This is a genomic window from Glycocaulis sp. (assembly GCF_051859565.1).
GTDB lineage: Bacteria > Pseudomonadota > Alphaproteobacteria > Caulobacterales > Maricaulaceae > Glycocaulis.
This window is the reverse complement of sequence record NZ_JBHYFK010000001.1, coordinates 415,235-432,486: the sequence shown is the minus strand read 5'-3', so window position 1 is coordinate 432,486 and position 17,252 is coordinate 415,235. Positions and strand designations below refer to the sequence as shown.

Sequence of the window (17,252 nt, the reverse complement as noted above, 5' to 3'; positions counted from 1 at the left end):
CAAGGAGGAGCCAGCCCATGCTCGAAATCCGCCAGATCGCCTGTCTGGACGATAATTACGGCTTTCTGATCCGGTGCAGTGAAACCGGGCAGACAGCCAGCATCGACACGCCGGACGGCAAGGCCCTCATTGCGGAGGCCGAGCTGGCCGGCTGGCACATCCATCAGATATGGAACACCCATCACCATTGGGACCATACCGGCGGCAATGCCGATATTGCACAGCAGTTTGGTGCCCGCATCACCGCTCCGGCTGCAGAAGCGGACAAGATCGGTCATGTGGACACGCGCGTGTCACCCGGTGACCGGATCCGGCTCGGTGCGCTGGAGGCCGAAGTGATCGACACTGGCGGGCATACGCTTGGCCACATCGCCTACTGGTTTGAGAGCGAAGGCATTCTGTTCAGCGGTGATGCGCTGTTCGCGCTGGGCTGCGGGCGCCTGTTTGAAGGCACGCCGCAGCAGGCACAGGCAGGCCTCGCCCGGCTACGGGCGCTGCCCGATACGGCTACGGTTTATTGCGCCCATGAATACACGGCTGCCAATGCCCGCTTCGCGCTGAGTATCGACCCGGACAATGCTGCGCTGAAATCCTACAGCGCCGAGGTGGAAGCGGCGCGAAAAGCCGGTAAGCCGACCGTGCCCTTCCCCCTCGGCCGTGAAAAGCAGACCAATCCCTTCCTGCGCTGGGATGATCCGGGCTTGCGCGGCCGGCTGGGCCTTGAAGGCGCCAGCGACGCCGATGTCTATGCGGCGGTGCGCAGCGCAAAGGACCAGTTCTGATGAAGTCGATCAGTGGCGATCTCGGCGCGAACGAGATCATTCGCATGCTCTCCATGCAGAAGCATCCCGAAGGCGGCTGGTATGCCGAAACTTTCCGGGACAAGGACAGCTCCGGCGGGCGGGCGCATTCCACCGCCATCTATTTTCTGCTGGCCGCCGACGAGGTGTCTGCCTGGCACCGTGTGGATGCAAGCGAGGTCTGGCTCTGGCATGCGGGGGCGCCGCTGGTAATGACCATGTCCGCCGATGGTGTGGAGGCCCGCAGCCTGCGCCTGGGTGCTGATCTTCGGTCGGGCGAACGGCCGCAGGCGGTAGTCCCGGCAGGCCATTGGCAGACCGCCGAGAGCCTTGGCGCCTGGACACTTGTCAGCTGCGTGGTGGCGCCGGGCTTTGAATTTTCCGGCTTTGAACTGGCGCCTGCGCACTGGCGGCCCGGACTACACAATGCGCGTTAGTGGCTGCTTGACGCCTAGCGGCGGTCAAGTGCGCGCCTGATGAATTCCGAGGAGGGGCGGCCGGCATAGCCTCGCCCCGCCGCGATGGTTATTTCCAGCGTGCCCCCGGAATATACGGCGTCGGGATGCGGTCCGGTCTGCACCCGGACAGACTGCAGGTCCCGCAAGGCACGGCGATTGGCCCGGTCAATGCCGAGCTGGACCAGACGCAGTGTATCAGCCAGATAGGCGTTGTCGGATGGGCCGAGCGAGGGAACCTCTACGGTGACCTGGTTGCGGTTTATGCGCGTGACAGAATCAGCGAGGTCGCGCGCGGTCCGCTGCAACTCTGCCGCACCTACCGGCGGTGCCACCAGCGTGTGCGCCGGACCGATCAGCTCGACAATGACACCGTCAGGGGCGTCAGGCGGGAAGAAGGTCGCGCCGCCCAGATTGGACAGGCGCAAAATCGCCCGGTCCGTGTCGGTGAGCATAACTTCGCCCCCGCCGGAAGCGCGGTTGGAGTAGACGGCGTGAACCTCCGCCGTGCCTTCCTGCCAGAGCAGGGCAGGCACCGAAGAACGGTCGAGTACCAGCCGTCCACGACGGTCGGCCCGCTCGTACCAGACTGCGGATGCTTCAACCGGCTGTTCCCGGCCCGTCAGGCGCGAGAACGGATTTTGCTGGCCAAGCCCGTCGCTTGCCAATGCCACCCAAGCCCCGGCGGCAGCAAGCATAAGGGCGATGATTCCCCTGCTCATGGCCGACAATCTCTCTGCAAAAAGGGGCAGTTTCGCGGCGAAACTGCCCCCTTACCAATTCCGTGCCGCGTTTTTCCGCTTCGCGTACGCTTCAAACCATGTACTGGCCGCCATTGGCCGTCAGTGTGGCACCCGTTATGAAACCGGCTTCATCAGACGCCAGGAACGCCACGCAGCGCGCTATTTCCTCCGGCTCGCCCAGCCGTCCGACAGGAATGGTCTCGATAATCTGCTCACGCACCTTTTCGGGCACGGCCATCACCATGTCGGTGGCGATATAGCCCGGACATATGGCGTTGACCGTAATCCCCTTGCGCGCGCCTTCCTGGGCCAGGGCCTTGGTAAAACCGATATCGCCTGCCTTGGCGGCAGAGTAATTGGCCTGCGCAAACTGGCCTTTCTGCCCGTTGATCGACGAGATGGTGATAATGCGGCCAAAGCCGCGCTCACGCATTCCGTTCCAGACGGGGTGGGTCATGTTGAAGACACCGGAGAGATTGGTCTCGATCACCTCGCGCCATTGCTGCGGGGTCATCTTGTGAAACGGCGCGTCGCGCGTAATCCCGGCATTGTTGACGAGAATGTCCACCGGACCATGGGCCAGCTCGACCCGGCCTATACCCGCCACGCAAGCCTCGTAATCGGCAACCGACCATTTGTAGGCCGCGATCCCGGTTTCCTTGCTGAACGCCTCCGCTGCGGCATCATTGCCCGCATAATTGGCCGCGACCGTGTACCCGGCCTCCTTAAGCGCGAAGCAGATCGCCTTGCCGATACCGCGCGTTCCGCCGGTCACCAGAGCGGTGCGTGTCATGAAATTCCTCCCTCTGGCCCTCTTGATCGGAGCCGTTTATTGTGCGCAGCAAAAGCGCAGCATGCTTGCAGCATGAAGCATACCGCGCAATGGTCTTTCTTAACGCGAATCCGCCTGTTGTCGAGGGCGATCGCGACAGAATCTGACACCGCACGAGAAAACGATGCGGCGCAACAAACCCAGGGGGAGACATAGCGTGAGTGCACATTCCAAATCCGGCAAGATCACTATCAAGAAATACGCAAACCGCCGCCTCTATGACACGTCGGCGAGCCGGTACGTGACCCTCGACCATTTGCGCGACCTCGTAAAAGAGAACGCGGAATTCGAGGTCGTCGATGCAAAGACCGGCGAAGACCTGACACGCGGCGTTCTCGCCCAGATCATTTTCGAGGAGGAAGCCAAAGGCGCCAACCTGCTGCCGGTTGAATTCCTGCGCCAGCTGATCGGGTTTTACGGCGACTCCATGCAGGCCTTTGTCCCTGGCTATCTGAAAATGTCGATGGAAGGCCTGATGCGCCAGCAGGACGAGCTGCGCGAGAAAATGGCGGGCGCCATGAGCTCGCCAGCAGGATCGATGGCGCTTCTGGAAGAGCAGACGCGGCGCAACATGGCCATGTTCGAGCAGGCCATGAAAGTATTCAGCCCGTTCAACGCTGCAGGCCAGCAGGAAGGCAGTGCGCCCGTTCCCGCGGCCAAGAACAAGAGTGACGATGTCAAAGCCCTGCGCGACGAGCTGGAGGCGATGCGCGCCAAGCTGGACAAGCTGGCAGGCGGGTAGGGGCTGAACCGCTGCCCGCATCCGTTTCAGCGTTAGTGTTTCATTAAGGAACACCGGGCGGCTAGCTATCGGGCCGCGATGCGCCAGAACGGCTCGCTGGATACGGTTAATCGGCCTTTTACAAAGGTTTACGGAGGGTAAAGGCTGGCCCCGTTCTTGCGCAGGCACTGCGTATGAGCGAGCCCGTTGCACCCATATCTGGCGCCTTCCCGCCCCCGGCGGTCATTGTCCGCAATGATAGTGGAGCCGCTCAGGCGCGCACGGATACTGCAGCGGCTGTTGCAGGCCCCTCTGTGTCGCCAGCGCGGATGGTATCGGGTCAGGCCGTGGCACTTGCGGGTATTGGCTGGGTGCCGGTGCTGCACAGCGCTCGGCGCCGCGGATTGCGCGCGGACGAAACCGAACGCCGCCGCTACCGGGCGAGCTATGCCGGCGCTGCAGCTACACCTGCCCCGCAAGCCCCGCGCATGGAGCGCCGGGCATGAACCGGACCGAGCCATTATTGCTGCGCGCGGCTGACGCGCTTCTGGCTGTCAGCGTCTTCTTTCTCGTTCTTTGAACGGCAGCAAAAAGGCCGCTCCCGGTACAGGAGCGGCCCGCTTGACTTGACGTCTCAGCCCCTGGCTCAGGCGTCGCCACCAACTGCAAGGTCGCGGCGCGCCGCAACAATGGTGACGATGAAGCCGGCCACCGTATCCAGCAGGGCCATAAGCACCAGCAGGAAGAAGACCGAGGTGGCGAACTGGCCGACCAGAAGGAACAGTACAAGTCCCGTCACAAAGACCAGCATGGACATGCCATGATTGATGATGGACGCCGTGCCTGTGTCCGACGACTTCACCATTTCTACAAACAGGAAAAACAGGGCCAGCATCAAGATCAGGTCGCCCGGCGTCAGCCCCCAGGTCGCGCCAGACATCATGCCTATCTCGAACAGCGGATCAGCGAGCCGCGCTGCCACCGTATCCGCCCCGCCGATAAAGGCGATGATGGCATAGATCACCATCGGGATAATCAGCTTTGGAAATATGCTAAACATGGAAAGCCCCCTCCTCACCGGGCCGCCCCGTCTACGGCGGCGCGCCGCTTCTACGCCCATGAATACACCGCTACCTGCGCCAGTTGCCATGGCGATACTCCTCACCTTTGGCTTTCCGGGACTTCAGGATTCCTCCCATCCACCCGTCTGCCTGGAGCGGCTATTGAGCCACATCACCCCCATTATGTCACTGATCGAGGCGAAAAGACGTCCAATATTCGTGTATTTCGATGTTCCTGCCGTGCGCGGCCTGTGGCTTACGGGATGAAATTCCACCATATAACCCTCGCGCTTCATCAGCGCCGGCAGGAAGCGATGCTGGTGATCGAAATAAGGTAAAGCCAGATACGCGTCGCGCCGCATCGCCTTGATGCCGCAGCCCGTATCCCTGGCTTCATCATTGAGAAGCCGCTTGCGTATCCCGTTGCCCAGGCGCGACGCGAACTTCTTCCAGGCGCTGTCCTGCCGCCCCACGCGCTCGCCGCCCACCATGCCAAGCGTGCCGGGAGCACCATCGCGGGTAAGTTGCGCTATGAGAGCAGGCAGGTCCGCAGGCGGGTTCTGTCCGTCTCCATCGAGCGTGCAGACAACCGGCGCGCGAGCCATCATGAAGCCGGTGCGGACCGCACGTGACTGGCCTGCATTATTGCGGTGGCTGACGATGCGCAATTGCGCCACCTCCGCCTTGACGGCTTGCAGCTCGGCCAGCGTGCCGTCCTTGCTGGCATCGTTTACCGCGACAATCTCGAACGCCTGCCCGGCAAGCGCCGCTGCGATCTCGCGCACGAGCGCTCCGGCATTGCCTTCCTCATTATGCATGGGGACCACGACAGAGACGGCGGGGGCGGGCGATGACATCAGATTACACCTTCATTCGGCCGCGAGCCTTGCGGCAATATCGAACCCGATACATACCCAATAGCCGGGCCCGTGCCACCGTGAATATGCAATGGGCCCTACTGTGCAAAGCCATTATGGGGCCGAGATGACACGCCTTGTCCGCACTGTGATGCAGCAGCGCCAAAGCTGGCTGATCGTTGTGGCCGTGACGCTTGCCGCATCGATGGCCGGCATTTTCTCCCTGCCTGTCCTCGACAGGGACGAGGCCCGCTTTGCCCAGGCGACGGCGCAAATGCTCGAAACCGGCGATTGGGTGCGCATCAGCTTTCTGGATGAAGACCGCAACAAGAAGCCGGTTGGCATTCACTGGGTGCAACTGGCCAGCGTCTCGATTGGCGAGCTTGTCAGCGGTGCGCTGGAGAACCGCCAGATCTGGGCCTGGCGGCTGGCCTCCACGCTGGGTGCGGTGCTGGCGGCCCTCGGCACCATGACACTGGCCAACAGGCTGCTGGGTCATCCGGCGGGGCTGTATGCGGGCGTGCTGCTCGGTGCCAGCGTGCTGCTGGGCGTGGAGAGCGGCATCGCAAAGACCGACGCCATGCTGGCAGGCATCACCATCTGGGGGCTGTATGCGGTGGTGTGCCTCTTCCAGGCCAAAGAGCCCCGCGAAGCCAGGCTATGGGCGGTCGGGGTGTGGGTGCTGGTAGCGCTGGGCGCGCTCATCAAAGGGCCGGTGACGCCCATGGCGGCGGGACTCGCGGTAGCAGGCCTCGCCTTCTGGAGCAGGCGATTTTACTGGTTGCGCCCGCTGGCTTTCTGGCCGGGACCGGTGCTGGCCGCGCTCATTCTCCTGCCCTGGCTGATCTCGGTGCAGATCGCGACCGATGGTGACTTCCTGCGCGAGGCGCTGGGCGATGATCTGGGACCGAAGCTGGTATCCGGTCATGAAAGCCACGGCGCTCCGCCCGGCTATCATCTTCTGTTATTGACGTTCCTGCTCTTTCCCGCGGTACTTTTCCTCCCGGCGGGCCTCCGAGCGGGCGTGGCGGCCCTGCGCTCGAAGAGCGCCAATGCGGGGACGGCCAGAATACTTCTGGTGATCAGCGTGCCGGTCTGGGTCGTGTTCGAGCTCCTGCCGACGAAGCTGCCGCACTACGTGCTGCCTGCCTACCCTGCCCTTGCCATCTTCGCTGCATGGGGCGTTCTTGCGTGGCAGGAAACACCGGCGCTCTGGCGGTGGCTCGGGGCGGGACTGATCATCGCGGCCAGCCTGCTCCTTGGCGCAATTCTCTTCCTTCTCAGCCATCAGTATGACGGACCCGTTGTCCTGGCGTCGGTATTGGCGGTGATGGTCATCGCAGCAGCAATCGGCGCCATCGTGCTGGCTGCGGGCTCACGAACAGGCCCGGCTGTGCTGTGCGCAGTGCTGGCCGGGCTGGTCTGGCAGACGGCCGGGCGCGGGATCATCGCGCCGCAGACAAATCTCTTTCCCTCGCGCGAGGCCGCCGCCCTTGTTCACGCGCAGGACTGGCTCAGCCCGCAGACAGTGATCCGCTCCAGCTATACCGAGCCGAGCCTTGCCTTTGCCCTGCGCAGCGATACCGATCTGATGGATTTTCCGGTGCTGGCCGCCCTGTCGGGCGATTTTTCTGCCGAACAGCTCCTGATCATCGACCTGTCGCGCCTCCCGCAGGAAGACGAGCCGGCGTCCGTTGCCGCCAGCTTCCTTGATGCGCTGCGCTCGCAAGCTTGCGGTGTGCGCGAGATTGAGGGCTTTAACTATTCACGCGGACGCGCCACATCCCTGCTGATCGCCCGCACAGGCGATTGCACGCCATTTCAGGAGCCAGGCCAGCCATGAGCCGAACCATTGAGATCGTTGAGGTCGGCCCGCGCGACGGCCTGCAAAATGACAAGACGCTGCTGACCACGCCGGTAAAGCTGGAGTTCATCGACCGGCTGATCGAGGCTGGCGTGAAGCGCATGGAAGCAGCCAGCTTCGTCAATCCGAAGCTTGTCCCTGCCATGGCCGATTCTGCTGAAATCATGGACGCCGTGCCCCGTGACAAGGGCGTTTCCTATATCGGCCTGGCCCTGAATGAGCGCGGCATGCGCCGGGCCATCGAGGCGCGCTGCGACGAGATCAACTATGTGCTGGTGGCATCTGAAGGCTTTGGCAAGGCCAATCAGAACGCCACGCCGGAGGAAACCGCGGACCTTCTCGACCGGATCGCGGTACTGGCACTTGATGCGCGCATCCCGCTCTCGGCCACGGTCTCGGTGGCCTTTGGTGATCCGTTCGACGGCGAGGTCGATCCGGGCATTCTGGGTATGCTGGCGGCGCGGGCTGCAGCCGCTGGGGCAGCCGAATTTGCGCTGGGCGACACGATCGGCGTGGCCACCCCCTGGGACGTGGAGCGCGCGATACGGATTGTGCGCGACGCTGCGCCGTCTCTGAAGCTGCGCCTGCACTTCCACAACACACGCAACACCGCGCTGGCCAATATCCATGCAGCGGTACAGAACGGTGTCACCATTATCGATGCGTCCGCGGGCGGAATTGGCGGATGCCCGTTCGCCCCGCGCGCCACCGGCAACGTCGCCACTGAAGACGTCGTCTACATGCTGGAGCGGGCAGGGTTTGACACCGGCATTGATCTGGACCGGATGATTTCGGTTGCGCACTGGCTGGAAGAAACCGCCCTCAAACACCCGATACAGTCAGCACTGGCCAAGGCAGGCCGATTTCCTGCAAAAGCCGGCCCGGCCTAGTCGCCTGCATTCCTTCGCCGTTGCGCCAGACGCAGGCGGGCGCGAACACGGTTACGGGCCTGCGAAGCGCGCACATTCACGCGGATCAGAAGAGCGCGGCCGAGAAGCGCCATTGTCATGAGCGGGCCGGCCACCACCAGCGCCAGCTGGCCGGCAGGACCGGAATAGGTGCGGAAAAACAGGTTCAGACCCTTTGCCTTGTACCACTCGACAAGGAGGATATTGGCCGAGCTTGTCGAGCCGACATGAACAAAGGCTGCACGGGGTTCAAAGACGATTCTGCCGCCCATCCGCCGGGCCCGTTCGCAGATATCGATATCCTCCACATGAAGGAAATAGCGTTCATCAAAGCCGTTCAGGGCGCGATAGGTCTCGCGGCTCATCAGCATGGCTGCGCCGGATACGGACGGAGCCTCCACCGGGCCGGAGGGTAGAGGCTCGTTTTCACGGTGAAAGTCGCGAATACCGGGCAGGATACGGGCAAGGCCGGTAAAGCTGAGCATGGCCGACATCAAGGTTAGGCCACCCCGGCGGCCGCCGCGTTGCTCGGTGCCATCCGTGTTCAGAATGCGGGCGCCGACAATGGATACCGGCGGCAGGGTCCGCGCTGTGGAGACCATGATACGGGCAGCGCCGCGTGCGATCAGCGTATCGGGGTTGAGCAGCAATATGTAGTCACCCGACGCCGACCGCGCGCCGATATTGCACCCGCGGCCAAAGCCGAGATTTGCGCCGGTATGGATGACATTCAAACGCGGCTCCGCCGCCGCCATGGTATCCAGACGGACGGTGACATTGGTCGGATTATCATGATTGACGAGCACGAGCTCGTGAATATCCGGATCGCTGAGGACCGAGCGGATCGAGTCAAACAGGACCGGCCCGGTCCGGTAACTGACCATTACCGCGCTTATGCGCCCCCCCGAACTCATCACTACCCCTCGCGCGCCGCGTTTACGGCTGATCTACTCAATTGCCGGCCCATCCGTTCCCCGGAAGGCCCAGATTTTCCACCAGGGTGAGCCGGTCCGCGTTAACGGCGCCGGATCATACCCGTGCGTCCCTCCCGGCCTGCACCGGCCGATACGGCCCAGCGCCAGCCACGACCCCCGCCACAGGCCCTGCGCCATGATGGCGTCCATGGCGTAGAGCGAACAGCTGGGCTCATGCCGGCACCGCACACCGAAGGCGTAAAATACCGGCGACAGGGTCCACCTGTAGGCCGTGATCGCCGCGATTCCAATCCACTTCTGGGGCGTTTGCGCGTTTTTTTTCTGACAACACATGACAGATATCGTTCATCTTTCGCGCGCAGCGGCCTGGTCGAAGGCTTCCAACGCCGCCTCAAACGCCAGCCGGATGGAGCCATGCCGAGCGGGATATTGCGCAGCCGGTTCCAGCACACGCAGGGCCTGAAAAGGGCTATTGTCCGGCACCGGAGTGCCCTTCAACAGGGCGTTGATCGTATCGAGCCCCTCGGCCAGCAAATGCCGGTCTGCGCCGATGATGACGCTGCCCAGAATGCTAGCTGAGCTTTGCCCCAGTGCGCAGGCGGAGACATCCCAGCCGATCTCGCTGACCAGGCCATCATCGGCGAGGTTCATGTCCAGCGTCAGCTCCGATCCGCACAGGCGCGAGACCTTGCGCACGCTCGCCTGCGGTGCTTCCAGCCGTTTCAGGTGCGGGATGGAGGCCGCCAGCGCGATGACATCCCGCGAATAGGGGTCGGGCGTCGTCACGGCGGCGCTCAAGCCTCCTCTATCGCCTTCATCCGCCAGACAGGGCCTTCAGGCGTGTCGTCCACCAGCACGCCCAGGGCATCGATCTGCGTGCGTAGCGCGTCAGCCCTGGCGAAGTCCTTTGCCAGCCGCGCGGCGTGACGCTCTTCCAGCAAGGCATCAATACGGGAGCGCGTATCGCTGTCGATCCCGTCCACGCCAAACCAGCTGTCGGGCTCCTCCTGCAGGAAGCCCAGCACGCGGCCGGCTGCCAGCAGCTCGCCCTTGGCCGTGGATTTCTCCTCAGACGATGCGGCCTTGTTGGCACGGGCGAGGATTTCAAACACAGCCGCAAAGGCTTTGGGCGTGTTGATGTCGTCGCTCAGCGCCTCAAGCACGGATGCCGGCACAGGCACGTCCGCCGCCTCGACATCGCATAAGCGGCGCAGCACGCCATAGAGCCGGTCCAGCGCCTTGCGGCTTTGCTCGATCAGCTTGTCATTCCAGTCCAGCGGGGCGCGGTAATGGCCGGTCAGCAGGCCGTAGCGGATCACCTCACCGCGAATGCCGCGCGCGATCAGCTCGCTCGGGCGGATCACATTGCCGAGCGATTTGGACATCTTCTCGGTGTCCATCGAGACAAAGCCGTTATGCACCCAGTAGCGCGCCAGCGGGGCGTCGTGATGCAGGCATTTGGCTTGCGCCACCTCATTCTCATGATGGGGGAAGACCAGATCCATGCCCCCGCCATGGATGTCGATGGATGGCCCCAGCGCCGCTCCGATCATCGCCACGCACTCGGTATGCCAGCCTGGACGCCCCGGCCCAAACGGGCTCTCCCACACCGGCTCGCCCTCTTTCGAGGGTTTCCAGAGCACGAAATCGGCCGGGTTCTTCTTGTAGGGCGCCACTTCAACGCGCGCGCCGGCGATCATGTCGTCCTGGCTGCGCCGCGAGAGAGCGCCATAGCCGTCGCACTTCTCCACCGCAAACAGCACATGGCCCTCCGCCGTATAGGCGTGACCGGCCTTTATCAGCGCATCAATGGTCTCGATGATCTCGGCCATATGTCCGGTCGCGGTCGGCTCGAAGGTGGGCCGCATAATGCCGAGCGCATCGCTGTCGGCGTGGTAGATTTTGGTGAAACGGTCGGTGATCACCGAAATATCAACACCTTCGCTGGCCGCAGCCGCATTTATCTTGTCATCGACATCAGTAAAATTGCGCGCATAGGCCACATGATCGGCGCCATAGGCCTCGCGCAGCAGGCGGAACAAAACATCAAACACCACGGCCGGGCGGAAATTGCCGATATGGGCGGGACCATACACTGTGGGGCCGCACACATACATCGTCACCCGCTCAGGATTGGCGGGAACGAAGCGGCGGCGGCTCCGGCTGGCGGTGTCGTAAAGGAATATGTCGCTCATAGGCGGCTATGTAGCGTAACCGCACGCTTTACGCAGCCCCAAAGCCGCGTCTGGCACACACCGGCCTCACATGCTTGTGACAGCGCAGCAGGCACGATAGAAAGAAAAGACGTCATGGCGCAGTGGAAACGGCGAAATGACGCCATATATGCATGGCAGCCCATGGAGAAGGATGGTCTTTTCCACCGGACTGCAAGCCCCGGCGCTGGAGCATGTGACAAGGGCCTTCCAAAAGCCCGCCCCGCCGCTGGATCCGGAAACCGGCACTATACCGGCCGCGCCGCAATGGCACTGGCCGGGACCCGACAACGAAAGGATCCGCCCTTCATGGACGCGATTGTGAAAAAAACCGACCTCGGCTCTGCCGCCGAAATACTTGAGCCTGTTCAACGCCCCAGCCGCGAAGAGGCCGAAGAGGCCGTGCGCACCCTGCTGCGCTGGGCCGGTGACGACCCCCGCCGCGAAGGCCTGATCGAAACGCCAAAGCGCGTGGTCAAGGCTTATGAAGAATGGTTCCGCGGCTATCATGAAGACCCCGCCAAGATTCTCGGCAAGCGCTTTGAGGATGTGCAGGGCTATGACGACATGGTCATGCTCACCCATATCGATGTGGAGAGCCATTGCGAGCACCATATGGCCCCGATCCTGGGCACGGCGTGCGTCGCCTATCTGCCGGACCGTGCGGTCGTCGGCATCTCCAAGATCGCCAAGGTCGTGGAAGCCTTCTCCAAGCGTCTGCAGACGCAAGAGACGATGACCGCCCAGATCGCCGATGCCATCAATGACGCCATGGCGCCGCGCGGTGTGGCCATCTTCGTGGACGCCAAGCACCAGTGCATGACGACGCGTGGTGTGCATCACCCCCACGTCTCCACCATCACCACGACGTTTACCGGCGAGTTCAAGGCCAATCCGGAACTGCGCGAGCGCTTCATGCGCCTGTGCGAGCAATCGAAGAGATAGGGCAGACAGCCTGAACTTGAAAAACCCCGGACGTTCCCGTCCGGGGTTTTTTTTATGCCTAGTCGATGATCTCCAGATGCATGTTACGCACCAGAAGTTCGCGGCCCACATGGGGCCCGGAGAGCATCACCACGCGCGTTTCGTCCATCATGGTCTGGTAGATGCGCTCATCGCTCTGGCCGCCTGCGATACGCGGGCTCCATTCGATGATGGTGGCGCGCGCACCCGGCGGCATGGACAGATGGCCCTCCTCACCCGGCACACGGGCAAGGATCATCGGAAAGCCTTCAGAAGCCACCAGCCGCGCCAGTGTACGTTCGGGCAGGCGCACGCGCGCCGACGGATCACCCGCCGGGATGATCCCCTCCGCGCGCAGCCGGGCAAGGGAGGCATCAAAACGCGCAATCAGCCTGGCGCCTTCCTCGCTCATCGGCGCGATGACGTGCAGGCTGGCCGTGTCTGATACGCCTTCCACCGGACGGATCAGTTCCAGCTCATCGGGAAACTCGCTCGCCAGCGTGGCCTCGGCCACGCTCTGCGTCATCGGCAGGGCGTCAATCTCGCCATCAAGAAGCGCGCGAAGGGCGCCAGCCTCGCTTGCAAACACACGGGCATCCCCGGCATAGGCGTCCAGCACCGCGCCGTAGCGATAGCCAGCCACCCGGCCAAAGCGCGCACCTTCAAGCCCGGCAGCCCCCAACGTGCCGAAGCGCCGGTTGTGAAAAATGAGATTGGTGACCTCGAACAGCGGCGCGGAAAACATCACCTCCGCCTCGCGTTCCGGCGTGAGGAAATAGGGAAAGGCCATTGGCGCGCGCTGGCGCAGCACCTTGTCATAGCTGTAGGCAAAGTCGAAGCGGTGCCAGTCCGGCCTCTCCCCCATATCGTCGAGCACGGTGCGCACCAGATTGACCACGCTGCCCTGCACCGGCGCACCGGCCTCCACATAAGGCGGCCAGACATCGGTATGGACCGCCAGCGGCTGTGCGCTTTGCGCGCTCGCCGGCCCGCAAAGGCAGATCAGAGCGGCCAGCAGCAGGGCAGGAAGGCTATTTGGCTTTTCTGGCAACAAGATACACCCCCAAGAGGACGAGCACGACAAATCCGCCACCAAACAGGGTCGTGTCGGTATTGAGATCAGCAAACACGGACAGGACCTGCGAGACGCCGCTATCAGTATATTGCAGGGCCGGACGTGCATTGATCTCGCGGCTGAATGCCAAAAGCCCGACCAGAACATCCAGCACCGCAAAAAGCCCGATCCCGACCAGGATCATGTCGGTAAACAGGCTCGACCGGTCGGCGCGCCGCGCCGCGATCTCGCTTAATCTGTTGGAGCTCATCTCCACCAGAAGCGCGCCATTGGCCGCCAGCGTGTCATAGGACCAGCCGCTGAGAATCTCCTGCAGCCGCGCCTCCTTGGCACGGCTCAGAACCGAACGCAGGGCATTATACTCCACCTGCAGCATCTGCATGCGCGAGCGGCTGGCTGTCAGCCTTGCTTCTGCGGTGCGGGTGCGGCCGCGTGTCCGCGCGCCTGCGATAATGGCCTGGGTTTCCGCATTCAGCCATTCCTGGGCCGACCAGAAATACTGGGCGATACGCATGGTGGCGGTAAATTCGCGTGTCCTCGCTGCATCCACATCGACGATCACGTAATTGACCCAGCTCATCGACATATCGAGCGTGCCTGCATTGATGGCATCTGCATCAAACGGGCGGATAGTGGCGGCCAGCCAGTCCGTTACGAGCGCCTGCACGGCAGGCTCCGCCCGCTCCTGCGGCGTCACAAGCAGGGTGCGCGATATGCGCGTGATATCGAAATCAACCTCGCGCTCCGGCGCAGCGCCCCGGCCCGTGTCCAGCGCATAGTCGGGAAGGGCCTGGCGCGCCCTGTCCAGCGCCGCCCTGAACGCGTCAAAATGCGCGCACAGCCGCGCCTCCGTCTCGTCCTGTGACCAGCGCTCCAGCTCGCTGGCCGTCCCGGCCGGTACATCGTCCAGCGTAACTTCTGCAATGGCGAGCGCACCGGGATAGACATGGATACGGATGGTGTCGTCCGGATGCCAGACAAACAGCCGCAGGTCCCAGACATCCTCGCTCAGGACCGCATAGGCCCGCCTGGCATTCTCCGGCAGGTTCAGCACCGTGAACGCGTCACCGGGCAGACCCGCGCGCAAGGCCGCCGTAATCGATCCGAAGGAATCCAGCGATGGAGTTACGCCCGGAGCCAGCCGAAGATCCGTCTTCAGCGGCGCATAGGTGATGATACGCATCGAACAGTCACTCCCCCGGCACGCCTGTCATACTAGGCAGACCGGTCAGACCTGCAACCGCGCCGAGCCGATACCGTCCACGGCACGGCGGCACTGTGCAGGCCGCAATCCCGGATTATGTGAAATAGTGGCGTGGAGACGCTTAAACTGGCTTTCTGGGAAACAATTCCATGCACAACAAAACTTCTTACGCTGACGCCATAAATAACTGGTTCATCAACATATAAAGCATGTGACGCACATTACATTGTCGTAACATTTGTGAGTTCATTTCGATGCTTTGCTTAATTCCAGCATCTCGACTGACATTCGCCCGGAACGATGTTATTACTCGAAACGTTCCCGTTCTCACAGCGCGATCAGGCGCTTAATTTTTCGCAACCGGGAAAAGGACTTCTCCATGAAAAAATCATTCCTGACCGCCGTGCTGGCGTCCACCATGCTCGCCGCTGGCGTCTCCGTGCCGGCCGCTTTTGCCCAGCAAGGCGCCGCGCCGATGCAGCAGCCCGCCCCGGCTGACTCCGCCAGCGTGACCGATGAGCAGATTGGCTCCTACATCACTGCAGTCCAGAGGGTGAATATGATTATCCAGACCTATCAGCCCCAGCTGGACGCGGCGGAGAACGAGGAAGCTGCGATGGCTGTCCAGCAGGAAGCCCAGGTTGAGCTGCACGCAGCAGTCGAGCAGAGCGGGCTTAGCGTAGAGGAGTATGCGGCTATCGCGGCGGGCTCGCAGAGCGATCCCGAACTGGCCGCGCGCATCAATGCGCAGGCCGAAGCCGCGATGGGTCAGCCTTAATAGACAGGCCTCATTGAGACGACCGGCGGGCGGCCTTCAGGGCCGCCCGTCTTCGTTTCAGCCCAGCCGTTCCACCTGCTGCACCGGCCGGCCATTGGCCGGGCGGACACGCCAGACACTATCAGGGCGGATCGAGAACTCGCGATCCTTGATGGTGGACAGGATCATCTGCTCGGCAATCAGCTCATCGCGCGTCAGGGTCAGGCGGGTATAGCCCTTGTCCCAGGCATTATTGCGCAGGATTTCCGCGTTGCGGTCCTCAGCCATCGTGCCGAAATCGACGCCCGGCGCATTCACCGTTTCAAAGGGCGAGGGGCTGGTCACGGAAGTGACGCCAAACTCGGTGCCGACCCGGTTTCCTTGCGCGTCATGGAGATCATTGACCCAGGTGTTATGGGTGTCCCCGGTCAGCACGACGATGTCGGCGCCGGCATCACGCACCGTCTGATAGAGGCGCTCCCGGTCCGCCGGAAATCCGTCCCAGCTGTCCAGATTGAGCGGCACGCCGTGCGCGGTGCGCTGGGCGAAATGCCAGTTAAACCCGCCCTGCAGGCGCATATAGGTACGCAGCCAGAACGGTGTCTGGGTGAGGTAGTTGGGCGCTTCGAGGCGCCCCATCAGCACCTGATTGGCGATGATACGCCACGGCTTGCCCGCCTGCACGGACGCGGCGAGTGCCCCGCCGATCATGGCGCGCTGTTCGTCATCAATCAGGCGGCGTTCCGGATCACCGATCACCTCGTCGCGCCAGCGCTGCACGGCTTCCCTGTTTTCAGGGTCTTCCGGATCGGATTCCACGGGGATCGGGAAGGTGTCGAGGGTCAGTTCCTCCGAGCGTGCCGTCAGGCGGGTTTCCACAAAGATCAGCGTTGCGAGATCACCGATTTCCACCGCGCCATAGCGCGCTTTGAGCGGTTCGGCCTCGCGCACCGGCAGCCAGTCATGCCAGGCGCGCAGCGCATTGTCCCGGCGTGTGGCCCAATCACCTTCCGTCTCGGGATCATGGTTCTCTGCGCCATGGCGCCAGGCATCGTTGGCCGTTTCGTGATCGTCCCAGATCAGGATCCATGGCGCGCTGGCCTTGAGTGCCTGCAGGTCAGGGTCGGAGCAGTAGAGTGCATGACGGCGGGCATAGTCTTCCTCGGTGAGGATTTCATGCATGGGGTCAGGCATGCGCGACAGGCGCTCCGCGTCGGCAGTCCCGTACCCGCCATAACCGTACTCGTAGATGTAATCGCCCAGATGCACCACGAGATCGAAATCGCCCTGATCAGCAGCATCGCGGTAGGCATTGAAGAAGCCGAACGGATAGTTCGAGCAGGAAAAGGCCGCGATACGGAAACGGTCGACACCGGCCTCGGGAAGCGTACGGGTGCGGCCCACCGGGGACACCTCATCACCGTGACGGAAGCGGTAGAAATACACCCGTCCCGGCTCCAGCCCCTCAATCAGGGCCTTCATGGGCCGTGCGCCATCAATCGCGATCACGCCCTCGCGCGGACTGATCTCGCGCCGTTCCACAATCGTGTTGAAGCTTTCGTTTCTAGCCACCTCCAGCGTGGCGCGGACATCGCCATCAGCCGTGACGGCGGTCCAGACCATAAAGCTGGTCTGATCGGGGTCACCGGACGCCACGCCATGCTTGAACGGACCCTCAGGCGCGGGCAGCGGATCAAAGCGCGGCGCTTCCTGTGAACAGGCGGCAAGGCCCGCCCCCACACCCGCCGCTGCCAGAAGCGCGCCCCTGCGCGTCAGATCGAAACGTTTAACCATGATCCTGCCCTTCCCCTGATTTGTCTGTCAGCGAAGATGCCCGCCGATTGTGACAGGCACAAGAAGAAGG

Annotated in this window: 19 protein-coding genes; 8 read left to right on the top strand and 11 right to left on the bottom strand. The window is 62.8% G+C overall.

The features are described 5' to 3' along the window. The first annotated feature begins 17 nt into the window (after positions 1-17). Positions 18-782 carry a hydroxyacylglutathione hydrolase gene (gene gloB / locus ACTIGC_RS02065; RefSeq protein ID WP_439632833.1) on the top strand — a complete coding sequence of 255 codons (765 nt, stop codon included), beginning with the start codon at positions 18-20 and terminating at the stop codon, positions 780-782. Further along, entirely contained in the window at positions 782-1,237 is a 456-nt protein-coding gene (locus ACTIGC_RS02060) for a cupin domain-containing protein (protein WP_439632832.1), read from the top strand. Before gloB ends, ACTIGC_RS02060 begins: the two co-directional genes overlap by 1 nt. Positions 1,238-1,251: 14 nt before the next feature. Here ACTIGC_RS02060 and ACTIGC_RS02055 read toward each other — a convergent pair whose 3' ends face one another. Both ACTIGC_RS02055 and ACTIGC_RS02050 read right to left on the bottom strand, forming a co-directional pair. After that, complete coding sequence (locus tag ACTIGC_RS02055) at positions 1,252-1,977, bottom strand: DUF4908 domain-containing protein (protein WP_439632831.1); 726 nt, start codon at positions 1,975-1,977, stop codon at positions 1,252-1,254. 91 nt (positions 1,978-2,068) lie between these two features. Then, positions 2,069-2,791 (bottom strand): beta-ketoacyl-ACP reductase, encoded by a 723-nt coding sequence (locus ACTIGC_RS02050; RefSeq protein WP_439632830.1) that lies wholly within the window; start codon positions 2,789-2,791, stop codon positions 2,069-2,071. A gap of 196 nt (positions 2,792-2,987) precedes the next feature. Here ACTIGC_RS02050 and phaR point away from each other — a divergent pair, with 196 nt between their 5' ends. Together phaR and ACTIGC_RS02040 are read left to right on the top strand one after the other, a co-directional pair. Beyond that, positions 2,988-3,572 carry a polyhydroxyalkanoate synthesis repressor PhaR gene (phaR, locus tag ACTIGC_RS02045; RefSeq protein ID WP_439632829.1) on the top strand — a complete coding sequence of 195 codons (585 nt, stop codon included), beginning with the start codon at positions 2,988-2,990 and terminating at the stop codon, positions 3,570-3,572. 173 nt (positions 3,573-3,745) lie between these two features. Further along, positions 3,746-4,057 (top strand): hypothetical protein, encoded by a 312-nt coding sequence (locus ACTIGC_RS02040; protein ID WP_439632828.1) that lies wholly within the window; start codon positions 3,746-3,748, stop codon positions 4,055-4,057. A gap of 140 nt (positions 4,058-4,197) precedes the next feature. On the opposite strand, the gene ACTIGC_RS02035 is transcribed toward ACTIGC_RS02040, so the two are convergent. After that, entirely contained in the window at positions 4,198-4,611 is a 414-nt protein-coding gene (locus ACTIGC_RS02035) for a hypothetical protein (protein ID WP_439632827.1), read from the bottom strand. A gap of 123 nt (positions 4,612-4,734) precedes the next feature. Further along, positions 4,735-5,469: a glycosyltransferase family 2 protein gene (locus ACTIGC_RS02030; protein WP_439632826.1), complete on the bottom strand. Its 735-nt coding sequence runs from the start codon at positions 5,467-5,469 to the stop codon at positions 4,735-4,737. 127 nt (positions 5,470-5,596) lie between these two features. Between ACTIGC_RS02030 and ACTIGC_RS02025 the strand changes: the two genes are divergently transcribed. After that, positions 5,597-7,312, top strand: a complete 1,716-nt coding sequence (locus tag ACTIGC_RS02025) for an ArnT family glycosyltransferase (RefSeq protein WP_439632825.1) — start codon at positions 5,597-5,599, stop codon at positions 7,310-7,312. After that, positions 7,309-8,223 (top strand): hydroxymethylglutaryl-CoA lyase, encoded by a 915-nt coding sequence (locus tag ACTIGC_RS02020; RefSeq protein WP_439632824.1) that lies wholly within the window; start codon positions 7,309-7,311, stop codon positions 8,221-8,223. Before ACTIGC_RS02025 ends, ACTIGC_RS02020 begins: the two co-directional genes overlap by 4 nt. On the opposite strand, the gene ACTIGC_RS02015 is transcribed toward ACTIGC_RS02020, so the two are convergent. The 4 genes from ACTIGC_RS02015 to cysS are packed head-to-tail and all read right to left on the bottom strand — an operon-like array spanning position 8,220 to position 11,371. Beyond that, positions 8,220-9,155 (bottom strand): glycosyltransferase family 2 protein, encoded by a 936-nt coding sequence (locus tag ACTIGC_RS02015; RefSeq protein WP_439632823.1) that lies wholly within the window; start codon positions 9,153-9,155, stop codon positions 8,220-8,222. The two genes, ACTIGC_RS02020 and ACTIGC_RS02015, sit on opposite strands and share 4 nt — an antisense overlap. Before the next feature lie 33 nt (positions 9,156-9,188). Further along, positions 9,189-9,509 carry a membrane protein insertion efficiency factor YidD gene (gene yidD / locus ACTIGC_RS02010; protein WP_439632822.1) on the bottom strand — a complete coding sequence of 107 codons (321 nt, stop codon included), beginning with the start codon at positions 9,507-9,509 and terminating at the stop codon, positions 9,189-9,191. Between the two features lie 12 nt (positions 9,510-9,521). Continuing rightward, on the bottom strand, positions 9,522-9,962 hold the full coding sequence (locus ACTIGC_RS02005) for an iron-sulfur cluster assembly scaffold protein (RefSeq protein WP_439632821.1): 441 nt from the start codon (positions 9,960-9,962) through the stop codon (positions 9,522-9,524). Between the two features lie 8 nt (positions 9,963-9,970). Then, the gene (cysS, locus tag ACTIGC_RS02000; RefSeq protein ID WP_439632820.1) at positions 9,971-11,371 is read right to left on the bottom strand and encodes a cysteine--tRNA ligase; all 1,401 of its coding nucleotides are present in this window, start codon (positions 11,369-11,371) and stop codon (positions 9,971-9,973) included. A 327-nt stretch (positions 11,372-11,698) separates the two neighbouring features. Between cysS and folE the strand changes: the two genes are divergently transcribed. Further along, positions 11,699-12,334: a GTP cyclohydrolase I FolE gene (folE, locus tag ACTIGC_RS01995; RefSeq protein ID WP_439632819.1), complete on the top strand. Its 636-nt coding sequence runs from the start codon at positions 11,699-11,701 to the stop codon at positions 12,332-12,334. Between the two features lie 58 nt (positions 12,335-12,392). Here folE and ACTIGC_RS01990 read toward each other — a convergent pair whose 3' ends face one another. Continuing rightward, entirely contained in the window at positions 12,393-13,403 is a 1,011-nt protein-coding gene (locus ACTIGC_RS01990) for a substrate-binding periplasmic protein (protein WP_439632818.1), read from the bottom strand. Beyond that, positions 13,384-14,610 (bottom strand): hypothetical protein, encoded by a 1,227-nt coding sequence (locus tag ACTIGC_RS01985; RefSeq protein ID WP_439632817.1) that lies wholly within the window; start codon positions 14,608-14,610, stop codon positions 13,384-13,386. Before ACTIGC_RS01985 ends, ACTIGC_RS01990 begins: the two co-directional genes overlap by 20 nt. Positions 14,611-15,010: 400 nt before the next feature. Between ACTIGC_RS01985 and ACTIGC_RS01980 the strand changes: the two genes are divergently transcribed. Further along, positions 15,011-15,409 (top strand): DUF4168 domain-containing protein, encoded by a 399-nt coding sequence (locus tag ACTIGC_RS01980; RefSeq protein ID WP_439632816.1) that lies wholly within the window; start codon positions 15,011-15,013, stop codon positions 15,407-15,409. A 57-nt stretch (positions 15,410-15,466) separates the two neighbouring features. On the opposite strand, the gene ACTIGC_RS01975 is transcribed toward ACTIGC_RS01980, so the two are convergent. Beyond that, on the bottom strand, positions 15,467-17,182 hold the full coding sequence (locus tag ACTIGC_RS01975) for an alkaline phosphatase D family protein (protein ID WP_439632815.1): 1,716 nt from the start codon (positions 17,180-17,182) through the stop codon (positions 15,467-15,469). Positions 17,183-17,252 lie beyond the last annotated feature (70 nt).